The sequence below is a fragment of the Paenibacillus sp. FSL R10-2748 genome, from assembly GCF_038005565.1.
In the GTDB taxonomy this organism is placed as follows: domain Bacteria; phylum Bacillota; class Bacilli; order Paenibacillales; family Paenibacillaceae; genus Paenibacillus; species Paenibacillus polymyxa_B.
Window position 1 is genome coordinate 1 of sequence record NZ_JBBOTK010000001.1, and the last position, 13,833, is coordinate 13,833.

A 13,833-nucleotide genomic window follows, 5' to 3' on the forward strand; every position below is an offset into this window, starting at 1 on the left:
CCGGGTATTAGCTACCGTTTCCGGTAGTTATCCCTGTCTTGTGGGCAGGTTGCCTACGTGTTACTCACCCGTCCGCCGCTAGGCTGTTTAGAAGCAAGCTTCTAAACAACCCCGCTCGACTTGCATGTATTAGGCACGCCGCCAGCGTTCGTCCTGAGCCAGGATCAAACTCTCCATTAAAGACCAACCGAAGCCGGTTTATAGAAAGAGCGATAAGCTCATTTTGAAACTGACGAGATAAAAATATCTCTTGTTCGCTTCCATTTTATACAGCCTGACGGCATGTACCAAAATTTCAGCGTTGGATTTTGTAAACAAAATCCATACTCACTCGTTGTTCAGTTTTCAAAGATCAAATTTTCATGCGGCTTTTTGAGCCAGAACAATAATATAACATTTCCATCTAATTTAATCAACCTGTAAATAATTCCAGGCGAGTTATCCAAACCTTATTTAGTTAACAATCACTTTCGGGCTGGAATAATAATATATCAATTTAAACCGATCAAGTCTACCTGTAAAAATTCCCAGCTTGTTCGAACTTATTAAAAATCTTTGATCTTGTTCTATCGGCTGGACTAGTAATTTAACACGCATACCAAATTAATTCTACTTGAAATTAATTCCTTTTGATAGACAACTATAGATAATACACCAAAGTGGTTCATAATCCTAATAGGTGGAAATTTTGCTTAAATCTACGTTGTTCTAATATCCATAAAGATTTGCTTTGTCAATTAGTTCTTAGATGTTTTCTAAGGTTGATGCTTCTTGTATTTCATTTGATTTTGATGCTAGTAATACTATTTATATTCTTTTTGGATGCATTTTTCTCAGAAGAAGTTGATAATTATGAAGAAATTTATTATGAATTTAATCCTTACATTTTTCACTGGCCTCTTCGCTATTTATTTACTTACTCGAAAAGTAGAAATAGATGGTTTAAGAGTTTGCTTTATAAGCACAGGAGTAGTAGCACTAGGTTATCTGACTGTGTGTTTAATAAAAAAAGCACGTAAATGAAAACCACATTTCTAATACGGACCAAAAAACGGCAAAAATAATTATGCTTACGTCACTCAATGAAAGTGAGGTTATACTCGATGCGTATTCCATGGAGTTGATAACTTCATCTGTTCCATGACAGTTAGATTGACCCCGTAATATGAAAAACAGCGGTATCCTTGGATGAGTCCTAGATACCGCTGTTTTTTTGAACTATCGTTCCTTGTTTGTTAAACGATAAACTTAATCTCCGTATTGTGTTTACAGCATACGAAACTTCTGCTTTGAATTCACCTCTGGACGATGCAAGGTGAAGAAGAACCTTTCGCCTACTGTGGGAACAGATTTAGGAAGCCATGACTTCAATGTTCAAGAGGATGCCGCTACCGCAAGCGTACCGGAAGAATCCGCTGTATGATGAATACTCCGCACGAAGCGAATCGTTTTTGTTTCTGAGTGCATTACGACTGAATGAGTTTCCGCTCTGTGACCAGGAAGAGAACGAACCCCCTGCAACCACTCTCCAGGTGTCACACCTGTAGCCACAAACATCACGCCTTGGCGTCCGACCATATCATCCATGGAGAGCAACGCACCGGGATCAGTAATGCCCATACGCTTGCAACGCTCAATCTCTTCTTCACCATGAGGCAGCAGGCGACCCTGGATTTCTCCGCCCATACATTTCAGCGCTGCAGCGGCCAATACACCCTCAGGAGCGCCACCAGAACCGATATGCAAATCTACACCGCTATCCAGGCATGTTTCAAGCGCGCCCATCACATCCCCATGGCCAAGCAGTTTGATTCGAACGCCGCTTTCCCGCAGAAGCTTGATGATCCCGGCGTGCCGTGTACGATCAAGAATGGACACGGTAAGATCAGACAAGGATTTACCGAGTACTCGTGCAGCTTTTGACAATGTAGTTGGAATTGGGTCCTCAAGTGATAGCTTTCCAGCCAATGCCGGGCCAACGGCCATTTTTTGCATGTACATATCTGGAGCGTGGAGTAGACTACCACGAGGTGCAGCAGCAATGACCGACAGAGCGTTATTCAAACCATTTGCTACTGTTTCGGTTCCCTCTAGTGGATCGACAGCGATGTCCATAGCCGGTCCCCTGCGATTGCCTACTCTTTCCCCGATATACAGCATGGGAGCCTCATCCATTTCGCCTTCGCCAATGACGACCGTGCCGTCCATGGATACCGCATTAAAATGAGTGCGGATGGCTACCGTAGCCGCCTCGTCTGCACTATTCTTATCTCCACGCCCTGTCCATTGTGCTGATTGCAGTGCCGCTGCCTCTGTTACCCGAACGAATTCCAATGCCATTTGACTCTCCATACCTATCCCTCCACCTCTCCTAAAAATTAATTGTTACCTTTAAGCAAATGAATTATTTAGGGCAGCTTTGCTGCAATCTTTCTATTTATCTATTAAACTCCTGTATCCTACGATTTTAATTTTTAGTTATATGAGCAGCTACTAGGCTCTATAACATTCTGATAATTAAACCTGCCGTCTCTTCAATCGCCTTATCTGTAACATCAATAACCGGACAATTCAGCTCTTTAAACAAAGACTGCGCATACGCTATTTCCTCTTCTACCCTCATCGCTGTAGCATACTGCACATTATTAGGAAGCCCCATAACCTTTAGTCGCTCACTGCGTATTTTCAACAGTAACTCTGGCTCGATCGTTAATCCGAATACTCGACCACGCTGAACATCCTTCAACTGAACAGGCGGTGTCAGCTCCGGTACAATCGGTATGTTGACCGTTTTATAACCTTTATGCGCGAGAAACATGGATAAAGGGGTTTTGGAAATACGGGATACTCCAAGCAATACAATATCCGCTTTGAGAATGGCGCTCACATCTTTGCCATCATCATATTGAACCGCAAAATCCAAGGCCTCTACACGACGAAAATAGTTATCGTCCAGTCGGTGCAGCAGACCAGGCTTCTCTTTGGGATCGTTATGGAACGTATCAGCAAACGCCTGCATCATCGGTCCCATAATGTCGACAGCCCGCACATTCAGCCGGACAGCCTCCTCTTTCATCGCTTCTCTCAATTCTGGCTGTACCAGCGTATAAGCTACGAAGCCTTTACGCTCGGCAACTTCCTCCATCACCCGGCTCAGTTCGTCTTCATCCCTCACGTTCATAAATCTTTTGATCTCTGTGTCCGGTAACTCAAATTGGCGCATGGTCGCCTGTACGACAGCTTCTGCCGTCTCGCCAATCGAGTCTGAACAGATCGCTATAAAATGACTGCTCACCTGAACCATTCGATTCCTCCCATTAATCCTCTGCTACCATATCGAGCAACATTTTAATAATATTCGTTTTTGTAATGCGTCCCACGACTTTCCAGTGCTCCCCTGGCTTGTCGGAGTCAGAAGGGACGACAACAGGCAGGCTGTCGATTTGACGGGCAATAATTTTGCGCGCTGCCTCTAATACCGTATCCTCTGGGGAAACGGTGACAACATTCGCCTGTCGGGTCATCACAAGGCTGACAGGAATGGTTGCTGCATTGGGATTCCCTAACGTTACCTTAAGCAAATCCTTGCGGGAAGCTACCCCTGCCAAATCTCCGTCTTCATCGGTGACGATCAAATTGCTCACATTTTCCAAAAAGAGAGCTACGACAGCTTCCTGAATCGTGGTTGTTTCTCGTACGATGACTGGAACACCATGAAGATCGCCGACCTTCATTTGCAACAGCCGGAACTTTTCCTCCCGGTTCGGCGTGCCCCGCTTTCCAACAAAATATCCGACCTTGGGCTTTGCATCTATGTAATTCAGAATGCCCAATTTGGATAGGTCGGTCCGAATGGTCGCCTTGCTGAGATTAAGCATTTCCGCAATCTGATCCCCGGTAATCGGGGCATGCTTTTGTACGATGTTTAAAATTTCTACTTGTCTTGCCGTAAGGTCGATGATGAACGTCCCTCCTTTTTTCTTGCGATCTAATATTGAATATAATACGTCATATATAACAATAAATCAACCTTAAAAAGCATATAAAACATCACATATATAAAATTAAGGCAGTTATTCATGTCTTTTTATCATTTAAAACACTTATTTAACACAAAAAACGGGTACTTTGCACCCTGCTCTTTCGAGTAAGGCGAAGTACCCGCTCCCTTATTCGTATCTTAAAGCATCAATTGGACGCAGCTTCGACGCCTTTCGCGCCGGATATACTCCGAACAACACTCCAACCCCCATACAGCACAGAAAAGAGTAAAGCACGGGCTCTATCGAATACACAATCGGCATTTGGACGAATTTCTCGAGCAGCTTTGCACCTCCGAGACCCACCATTACGCCAACCAGTCCACCCATCAGACTGAGAAAAACAGCCTCAGCCACAAACTGCAGCATAATATCACTGCGTTGCGCACCAATCGCTTTACGAATCCCGATCTCCCTCGTACGTTCCGTGACGGACACCAGCATAATATTCATAATGCCGACACCTCCAACGCCAAGCGCAATTGCAGCTACACCGGCCAGCAGCATATTCATAATCCGATCAACCCCGGACACTGTTTTTAAGATTTCCGTCTGGGTCATGATCTGAAAGTCATCGCCCTCTGATGGCTTTAGCTCATGTCTGGCACGTAGCACCTGCCGAATTTCAGCACTTGCCTGATTAATCTTCTCCTCTGTTGTTGCAGAGGCGTTCACCTGCTGAATACTCATATTGCCTAGCCGTTCCATCCCCGTTGTAATCGGTACATATACCTGCTGACCACTGTTACTCATATTGGAATTGGAATTTGCCAGCACACCAACCACCTTAAAAGGAAGCTGTTTAATCATGATCGTCTCACCGACCGCTCTTGGGGCATCCGGACCAAAAATATTACGGGCCGCATCACTCCCAAGCACGGCCACATTCATTTGTTTATCCACTTCATAGTGGGTAAACGACCTGCCTTGAGCTAGTGACAGCTTTCTCACATGAACGAATGCCAGCGAAGTCCCCTCAATTTGCGCGCTGACCTTATTGCGACTCCACGTAATATCTGCATTGGTCATGGCACTTGGCGCTACCTCTGCTACTGCTTTTTGCTCCTCTAGCGCATCGATATCTTCCAGAGATATTCCTTTCGTCTGACTGAACGACATGGAGCTGGAGCCATCATATGGAGCATAAGGATAGATCATCAGCAGATTATTTCCCATACTGTTGATCTGAGATGTAATCGTAGCCGTTGATCCTTTACCAATGGCTACAATCATAATCACAGCGGCCACTCCGATAATAATGCCCACCATGGTCAGCAAAGATCGCAGCATATTGGTTCGCAAACTGTTGAGCGATACACGGATAATTTCCTTAAACTTCATGCCTTCACTTCCTCTGCCGCCATTCTTCGTTTCCCAACAGGCTGATCCTCTTCAATCCGCCCATCCCGAAAATGAATCAGACGCTTGGCGTATTCCGCAACCTCCTGATCATGAGTAACCAGTACAACCGTTTTCCCCTGATCATTCAGACGCTGAAAAATCCCCATTATTTCAACACTTGTTTTGGAGTCCAATGCGCCTGTCGGTTCATCCGCCAAGAGAATGACCGGATTGTTCACAAGTGCGCGCGCAATAGACACCCGCTGCTGCTGACCGCCTGACAATTCGTTTGGCCTATTGTTCATCCGATCGCCTAGACCTACGCTAGTAAGAGCCTCCATTGCCCGCAAACGACGCTCCTTGGCAGGAATACCCGCATAGATCATAGGCAGTTCCACATTCTCCAAAGCCGTTGCTCGCGGGAGCAAATGGAATTTTTGAAATACAAATCCGATTTTCTGATTACGTATAATAGCCAGTTCATCCTCGCGGGCATCTAATATCGAATAGCCATCCAAATAAAATTGTCCCGATGTAGGTAAATCCAGACAGCCGATGACATTCATCATCGTGGACTTGCCTGATCCAGACGGTCCCATGATCGCGACAAAATCACCGTCAGCAATATCAAGTTGTACCTCACGCAGGGCATGAATTTCCTGATCTCCGACCTGATACACTTTTTTCAAATCCTCAATCTGAATGACGTATCTCATACCCGTTTAAAAACCTCCCTGCATGCCGCCCATAGCAGAAGGGTCCGGCGGAGGTTCAGGAGCAGGCACAATAAGCGTGTCACCCTCCTTTACACCTGACTTGAGCTCGACTCGATCTGGCGTGTAAAATCCGAGTTCTACGGGCTTGAATGTGCGCGCCCCTGGATTCGCAGCGTTATTAGCGGAAACATACACGCCATCCTGTCCCCCTTCCGATCTCAGCGCAGTAGCAGGTACGAACAATACATTTTTGTGTACTCCCAAAATAACGGCCACATTCATAATCATGCCCGTTTTGAGCTTGCCTTTCGGGTCATGAACAGACAATTCCATCAGATACGTCGTCATCCCTTCATCCGTAGAGGCTTCCGGTGAGACGAATTGCACCTTCCCTGGAAATGATTCACCCGGATATGCATTGGTAGTCAACACGGCTGAAAGACCCTTCTTTACTTTGACAATGTCGGTCTGACTTACCTTCACAACCACCTTAAGATCGTTGGAATCCGAGTTATTCATGACAATGAATGGAGCCGTCGGACTGGTCCCTACATCCCCGTTCACCTTCAAGATTACCCCGTCCCAAGGTGCTGTGACCTGAAGCTTGTTCAATTCATTTTTCTTCTGCTCCAGTTCCGTCGCCTGTCTTCGAACCTCTATCCGTGAGGCTTGAATATTGGATGCATCAGCCGGAACCTGAATTTTGCGAAGCTCTGCCATTGCCGTACGATATCCGATTTCAGCTTCTGAAATGGTGCGACGTTTTTGCGACATGATTTTGCGGAACTGCAGATCCAGACCATCATAGTCCGTCTGTGCTTTATCCAGTGCTTGCTCTGCCTGCTCCAATTCACTGTTGGACACCGCACCGGCATCATGTAAAAACTTTTGGTCTTCATATGCCTTTCGCGCCTGTTCCAACTGCTTTTGGGAAGTTTTCTTCTGACTTTCGGCTTCTTCCAGCTCAAATGATTCTTGCGCTGTATCGATAGCCATTTTGGCCCGAAGTACATTTGTTTTCTGAATTTCAATATCCTCTGCCTTCGGACCTTTCTCCAATTCAGCCAGCTTGGATTTGGATATTTCCAAAGTATCAGACGCAGTCTGAATTTGCATTTTAATTTCTGAACTGTCCAGAAGAGCCAGCACCTGTCCTTTTTTCACCTTGTCCCCGGCTTTCACATTTACCACTGCCAGCTTGTTATCACCTGCACTCGTGAAGTTTAACTTCACTTCCTTGGACGCTTGCACGGTACCGGACGTGTCCAGCTTCTCACTCACATCGCCGCGCTCTACTTTAAGCGTCTCATCCTGAACCAAAGGTGCCGCCTGCTCCTTGGGCAGATTCAGATATACTGTCGTTCCGCCTCCACCTACAACCAGTAGAACAATTGCAGTCCATATCCACTTTTTTCTCCGTTTTTTCCGTAACTTGATTAAAGCATCATTTAAAACCGTTTCTGCCAACGCCTTTTCCTCCCTATGTGCTCCATGGCTTGTTCAACGTATACTCATTTTGATCCAACTCGATCGCCAGCTCTTCCATTTGCCGTTCAATCTGGTTCACTTTCAACTGATTATTTTTCAATTCCATCTCGATAATTAGACCTCTGTCCCACTTTTTGCGTGATAACTCCAAGGCCTCTTTTGCCGTACGCAAGCTTTCTTCCAGTTGTACATATTTTTTTTGGTTTTCCTTAACCGTGGCATACAAATTACGGAGTGATTCGGCAAAATCCTTTTGACCTTTGGCGAGCTCCTCTTTGGCTGTATCGACATCCATTTTAGCTAGATCGTAAGCACCTGCGCCGTTGTTAAAATCGAAGTATCTCACATTAAGTTCCGAAGTTTTGATGCTATCCTCCAGCTTCCATAAATTTGGATTCATGTCTGTCAGCTGTTGTATATGTATTTCGATATCCAGCTTCTTCGGTTCCTTGTACACGGGCCGATCAACCAATTCATAGGCTGTTCCGTTAGGCTGTCCCATGAGGAAGTTCAGAGCATCCCTAGATTTTTGCAACGCAATTTTCCCCTGCTCTACTGTTTGCTGAGCCTGGCTTCTGGTCTGTGTACTCTCGTTTTTCGCATACTCAGACAGCTTGCCGCGCGCAAATTTGGCAAGTGCAATCTTTTCCTCCGCTTGGGCAATTTCAAGCGCTTCTAGATCATTTTTCACTTGATTCTCTGCCACGAACACACTTTGATAGCTTTTCATCACATTAAAATAAATCTGGTCTTTGGCGAACTGCGCCTGCTTTTTGCTGGCTAGATAAGATAGCGTCGAAGAGTTATAACTTCTCCAAGAGGTATTATCATCAACATATTCACCGTCTATAAAATCAACAAATGCATTTCCCAGATCCTTTTCTGCATTTTTCAGTTCCATTCTGCGACGCTCTACGTCCCGTTCGGCGGTACGCGTATTGTAATTGTTCGTCTGTGCCCATTCCACGGCCTGCTTGAGTGTTAATGTAGGTAAAGCCTGACCCGTTACGGATGATGTCTTCGATGTAGCCTCAGTAGATGGACTAACCGACGTACTTGATGCTACATTTCCTGATAAACTCTCAGACTGTACAGTGGAGGCCAATCCTGATGATAAGGACAATACAAGCAGCACGACAGCCGCTTTTTGCTTCATAGATGAATCTCTCCCCTTTCGGTTCATTCCCCGAATCTTTTCCATTTTTTTCGACATAAACTTCCACGAACTCTTTGCATTCTAATTGTACTTTCAGGTTTATGTTGGTACAAGGTGTCAAAACAATACATTTTTGTAACCTTTACTTCCTGATTACTCGCTTTATACTACTTTTCGTCCAATGAGATATTGATTCAACCTATTTTTACCTGAACTTTACCTAATTTTCAGCTAATTTTAAGGAAACCAACAGCATCTATTAAGGTTTGGAACATATACTAGAGAAAGAATAACAGCCGCTCACTGGGAGGGTTAATAGATGATAAAAGAATCTCGCATGACAACCACTAACGAACCGTCTGATTTGTGGATGACCCGCTTTTTACGTGAATCAGAACAAAAAAAGAAACAACTGATCCGGGAAGCCCGGAAAAATAACGATATACCGCTGATGAACAGCATTTCTTTTCACCTTGCCCAACGGGATCAGCAGCATCTCATCGGATAAAATGACAAGTGAATCTTATGCTATAAATAACAGATTACCTCTAGTTATCTGCTTCGTATGCTAGATGAAAAAAATCCGGGACAAATCGATAATTGATTTGTCCCGGATTTTTGTGATCATCAAATCTAATATAAAACCGCATAGCTTGTTCCGTTCCTATTCTTCCATCTCCGCCTGCGGATCATAGAGATATTGATCGAGTGGAATACGCCCGCTTTCATTAAAACGTATGCCTTCCTCCTCCAAATACAGACGCTGCAGGGATGCGGACTCATCCTCCTGCAAAGCAATCTCCCCCAAACGGTTGACCACTCTATGCCAAGGAAGTCGGTGTTTTTGGCTCAATGTATGCAAAATTCGCACCACCTGTCTGGCACCTCTTGGGCTTCCGGCCTCTGCCGCAATTTGACCGTAAGTCATTACTTTTCCCTCAGGGATCAACAGTATAATTTGAAGCACACGGGCAGTGAAAGGCTGCATGTTCTAATTCCTCCGTATTACTATTGCTTTTTCAATAATTATAGCACCCTGAACAGAGGCTAAAAACCCCTGCTCCTACGAATGTAAGAAGCAGGGGAAAACCCATCGTTTAAATTTAGAATCCGCTCAGACCCTGCCTTTTTAAATCCTGTGCTACCAAGCGGGCCAGTTCCCTTGCACCTTCATAGTTTGGATGGAGTGTATCACCGTTCATATACAAGGCCAGTGTAGCGTCTTTACCAATAGAAGTGAAATAAGCTGAGCTAAGAACATTCAGGTCGACTAAAGGCGTTTGTTCCTCTTGAGCCAGTGCCAAAATAGCGCTTCTATACCATCTATTTTCTGCGTTGTGTACATTGTTAGCATTAAAGTCAGTGGCTCGTCCTTGCGGAGTTGACAGGATTACCGTCGCCCCTTTAGCCTTAACCTGCCGAATCATATCCTTCATCCAGTCCTTAAACTCGGCTTCGCTTTCGTTATGCTTTGGATTGGTGTCATTGATGCCCAATTGGAGAATAAAATAATCCCCCGGCTTAATATATTGGACGATGGCCTCCAACTGACCGTCCTGGTGGAAGCCTCTAGCAATTTGGCCTCCTGACGCCATATTGCGAATTTGAAAAGTATTCGTGTTCACAAACTCTGGCAGCAGTTGGCCCCATCCCGCCTGCACGCTGCTATCTAGCGGATAATAGTTACAAACCGTAGAATCTCCACCGATATAAATCGTTCGATTCGTAACCGGATTGCTAGATAATTGCCTGATTTCCAATGCACTGAGTGTGAAGACCGCGCCCTCTTTGCCTTCAGTAACTAGCAGATTTAGCTGCCCGTCTGTCACTGGAATTTGAAAGCGATCCTTGGCCCCATTCCCTGTCATATTAATGACCTGATACACCCCTTCAGCCGCAATACTCGAACGAGAGGTATCTCCTAAAGTAACCGACACCTCATACAAACCAGGAGGAAGATCAACGTCAAAAGTATTCTCGCTTTTCGTACCTGTAGCCAGGAACCGTACCGCATCACTTGCCACTCCAGTCCCCGAAGCGCTGACATTACGCATATTCTCAGGGGTACGAAAGCCATACCCACGTGCTGAGTCATAGGACAGCGAAGCACTCACACCGGTATAACCCGTTTCGACCGTACCTCCGCCAAAATCAAACTTGTACTCGCCAGCGGATGCATGTGCCGGCGTAGCTATGCCCATACCTGGTGCACCACATAAAAAAGCTGCTAAAAGCATACCAGTCAATCCTTTTTTCCATTTCATTCTTCATTCCTCCTTCAGATTTTTAATTGTACGAAGCAAAGAATATTTTATTTTTGTAAGCGCATACATAAAATTCTACCCATTGTTGCAGGGTTATGCCTATGTGATTATTATGCAAAAGAAAAGTAGTTTATTCGTTAAGCTAAAACTTGTACTTGTACACAAAAAAGCCTCGCAGTTACAACTGCGAAGCTTTATGAAGCAATATTTCTTCATATCAAAATCACTACATTAATCCGCAACCAAAATTCCGTCAAAGCTCTCTGGACCTACACGTATTGTACCCAGCAGGTTAGCAGAAACAAAAGCAGTGTACACCAGTTGTGGCGTAATCGGCGGATTGAAATCATCTGCTGAGAACGCAATAACCTGTGGAGCTAATAAACTCAAACTAAAAGTGGATGTAGCCGAATAAACAACAGGGTCAGTTACCACAGTACCTCTTACAATAGTGATAGTAATTCCTACTAAAGCAAGCGGAAGTTGAAGCGATATGGTTCCTTTAAGCAGAACCCGTGGCGTACCTGTAGCTCCCTGTGTGTTTAATCCGATCTGTCCAAACAATTGAGGTGTATTCAAAACCGTGATCGGAATAGCAATAGAGTTAGCTGTCGAAGCGTTTTGGGATGTTCTCCCATCAATAAATGTTCCCATGGTTTCCCCTCCTCTCTCTACCAGATACTCATAGACTATGAAAAAGTTTGTTTTGTGCTTGGACTGAATATCTTGTAAAACACACAACTTCTGATGAATAGGCTAATGTGCAGCCCTTTCCCTGGCCCTGTGAATACACTAAACCAACACTGGGAAAGGAGGGATGTCATGTCTAATAAGTTTAGAGCCACCTTAAGGGGGGCTAATGAAGTGCCTCCTGTCAGAACAAATGCGACGGGAACAGCCGAATTTCGTTACCGTCCAACGAGCCAACAATTAAGCTTTGAACTGACTGTACGCAATATCTCACGGGTAACCGAAGCGCATATTCATCTGGGACGAAGAGGTGAAAATGGCCCTGTTGTTGCTACACTGTTTGGTCCTTCGAAGTTTGGGATAACCGTTAGAAGAGGCGTCGTTAGCGGCGTGCTCCGTGCATGTGATCTTACCGGTCCGCTCAGAGGCAGAACCATTTATGATTTGGTGTGCCAAATTAGAGAGGGCAATGCCTACGTCAATGTCCACACCATCCGTCATCCGAACGGTGCCATTCGTGGACAAATTAGACGCGCACCTATCAAACGCTGCAAATAACGAATGATCATGAGTATAAAAAAGAACTTCCATGTCACTCATTTTGAGGCTATGGAAGTTCTTTTCTTAATTCAGGATTTTGCAAAATTCGATTCCAGTCGCTCCGAAGTGCATATATAGACGGACTAAACCATTTCAATCTATATCTTGTTCATTGGAAGTCGCTTATGGGATTTTTGCAAAATCCTCAATTCTTAACAAAAGTTAAGAAGTTCATAAGCGTTTCTTAAGCCCTTCCCTTCAGGGTTGTTAAGAACTTTATCTTTTAATAGAAAGAGTTCAACAAGATACAGTTCACTCCTGAAAGGAAATGAAGCTTATGAAGCCTAAGACCAAAGAAAAAATTCCCGAATTGCAGTTGGTCAGAGCCATGGCGATTTTAGCCGTCTTGATGGTACATGCCACTTCTTATGCAACGGTTCAGCTTACAAATTCCAGTCTTTATGTTGTATACAATGCGCTCAATGTGTTGATGAAGTATGGAACCCCCGTATTTATCGCGCTTAGCAGCATGGTACTGTTCTACAACTACAAGGATCGTCCGATGGGACGACAGCTCTTAAGCCGCTTTTATAAGCAGAGGTTGCTGTACATCCTCTTACCTTACGTCATGTTCTCTCTATTTTATTTCATCCTGTCCCTTATGGCTGGCAGCTCCGAACCATGGAATATAATCACACTTGCGAAAAGCTTTGCTCTGAAGCTGGCCACAGGCAAAGCGTATACTCATTTATATTATATTTTTATCATGATGCAATTCTATCTTGCATTTCCATTCGTACTGTGGCTGTTCCAGCGTTGTCGGCAACTTCCACAATGGTCTATTGTCCTTGGGCTGTTGGTACAGTGGTCATTTGTTATTGGAAATAAATTTCTATTTCAGGTTCAAAATAAGGGCAGTTGGGCACTGTCTTATATAGCCTGCTACATGCTGGGTGCTGCTCTCGGTTACTACTACCCACAGCTGAGAACGTGGTTTCTGATGCGTAAGGGGGAACGAAGTGTTGCCGGAGTGTTGACATGGATCGCAATTTGGGCTTTATGGCTGATTTCAGCCACCATGCATGTCTATATGTGGTACGAAAATAGAATGTACGGAATCTCGTACAATTCGCTAGTTTTTGAACTTATGTATAATATGTACAGCCTGTCTAGCACGCTGGTAATACTACAGATTTCCTTTTTAATGTTTAGACGACAACATTCCTTTGTGACTCGCAAACTGGAACGTCTGGGCACACTGTCCTTTGGTGTGTATCTGATTCATCCGTTCTTCCTGCTCCTGTATCGGCAGTTTTCACCACATATCGGTTCTCCGCAGCTTATTCATGTGTGGTATGCCGGAGGTTTTTTCTTTGCACTTCTTTGCTCTTGGCTCGTCGTGTCGATCATCTCCCGTTTCCTGCCATTTGCTTGGATCTTGTTCGGTCAACTACCAGAAATAGAAAAAAGACAATTCAAGCAAGAAAACCGTATTTCTTCAACTGAAACAGCACTATCCAAAGGCTGACGACCCCAAGCAAGCGAACTGAGATGAGTGTCCATAGCCTCCATCTTTAAAAAGGTATATAATACGCCCA

The 13,833-nt window shown here is 44.7% G+C and carries 13 protein-coding genes and 1 rRNA gene; 3 read left to right on the forward strand and 11 right to left on the reverse strand.

The window, feature by feature from the left end; all coding sequences use genetic code 11:
* The 8 genes from NSS66_RS00005 to NSS66_RS00040 all read right to left on the reverse strand — a co-directional run.
* A 16S ribosomal RNA gene (locus NSS66_RS00005) occupies positions 1-180 on the reverse strand; the annotation flags it as partial.
* Positions 181-1,374: 1,194 nt separating this feature from the next.
* Positions 1,375-2,352, reverse strand: a complete 978-nt coding sequence (glpX, locus tag NSS66_RS00010) for a class II fructose-bisphosphatase (RefSeq protein ID WP_340958163.1) — start codon at positions 2,350-2,352, stop codon at positions 1,375-1,377.
* A gap of 148 nt (positions 2,353-2,500) precedes the next feature.
* Positions 2,501-3,304 (reverse strand): pyruvate, water dikinase regulatory protein, encoded by an 804-nt coding sequence (locus NSS66_RS00015; RefSeq protein ID WP_025723337.1) that lies wholly within the window; start codon positions 3,302-3,304, stop codon positions 2,501-2,503.
* A gap of 13 nt (positions 3,305-3,317) precedes the next feature.
* On the reverse strand, positions 3,318-3,932 hold the full coding sequence (locus NSS66_RS00020) for a helix-turn-helix transcriptional regulator (protein WP_223822107.1): 615 nt from the start codon (positions 3,930-3,932) through the stop codon (positions 3,318-3,320).
* A 237-nt stretch (positions 3,933-4,169) separates the two neighbouring features.
* Complete coding sequence (locus NSS66_RS00025) at positions 4,170-5,381, reverse strand: ABC transporter permease (RefSeq protein WP_339202011.1); 1,212 nt, start codon at positions 5,379-5,381, stop codon at positions 4,170-4,172.
* Entirely contained in the window at positions 5,378-6,097 is a 720-nt protein-coding gene (locus NSS66_RS00030; RefSeq protein WP_023988440.1) for an ABC transporter ATP-binding protein, read from the reverse strand. Before NSS66_RS00030 ends, NSS66_RS00025 begins: the two co-directional genes overlap by 4 nt.
* A 6-nt stretch (positions 6,098-6,103) precedes the next feature.
* On the reverse strand, positions 6,104-7,564 hold the full coding sequence (locus tag NSS66_RS00035) for an efflux RND transporter periplasmic adaptor subunit (RefSeq protein ID WP_076294831.1): 1,461 nt from the start codon (positions 7,562-7,564) through the stop codon (positions 6,104-6,106).
* Positions 7,565-7,577: 13 nt separating this feature from the next.
* On the reverse strand, positions 7,578-8,741 hold the full coding sequence (locus tag NSS66_RS00040; protein WP_339202008.1) for a TolC family protein: 1,164 nt from the start codon (positions 8,739-8,741) through the stop codon (positions 7,578-7,580).
* A gap of 319 nt (positions 8,742-9,060) precedes the next feature.
* Here NSS66_RS00040 and NSS66_RS00045 point away from each other — a divergent pair, with 319 nt between their 5' ends.
* Positions 9,061-9,249, forward strand: coding sequence for a hypothetical protein (locus tag NSS66_RS00045; RefSeq protein WP_013370989.1), 189 nt, complete (start codon positions 9,061-9,063; stop codon positions 9,247-9,249).
* 156 nt (positions 9,250-9,405) lie between these two features.
* Here the strand turns inward: NSS66_RS00045 and NSS66_RS00050 are convergent, their stop codons facing one another.
* The 3 genes from NSS66_RS00050 to NSS66_RS00060 form a co-directional block, all read right to left on the reverse strand.
* Positions 9,406-9,729, reverse strand: coding sequence for an MGMT family protein (locus NSS66_RS00050; RefSeq protein ID WP_023988438.1), 324 nt, complete (start codon positions 9,727-9,729; stop codon positions 9,406-9,408).
* A 115-nt stretch (positions 9,730-9,844) separates the two neighbouring features.
* The gene (locus NSS66_RS00055) at positions 9,845-11,005 is read right to left on the reverse strand and encodes a rhamnogalacturonan acetylesterase (RefSeq protein ID WP_028542328.1); all 1,161 of its coding nucleotides are present in this window, start codon (positions 11,003-11,005) and stop codon (positions 9,845-9,847) included.
* A 231-nt stretch (positions 11,006-11,236) separates the two neighbouring features.
* Positions 11,237-11,659, reverse strand: a complete 423-nt coding sequence (locus tag NSS66_RS00060) for a hypothetical protein (RefSeq protein ID WP_028542329.1) — start codon at positions 11,657-11,659, stop codon at positions 11,237-11,239.
* Positions 11,660-11,827: 168 nt separating this feature from the next.
* On the opposite strand from NSS66_RS00060, the gene NSS66_RS00065 reads away from it, so the two are divergent.
* On the forward strand, positions 11,828-12,253 hold the full coding sequence (locus NSS66_RS00065; RefSeq protein ID WP_023988435.1) for a CHRD domain-containing protein: 426 nt from the start codon (positions 11,828-11,830) through the stop codon (positions 12,251-12,253).
* 319 nt (positions 12,254-12,572) lie between these two features.
* A complete protein-coding gene (locus tag NSS66_RS00070) occupies positions 12,573-13,763 on the forward strand; it encodes an acyltransferase (protein ID WP_339202307.1) in 1,191 nt (396 codons plus the stop codon).
* Positions 13,764-13,833: the final 70 nt, after the last annotated feature.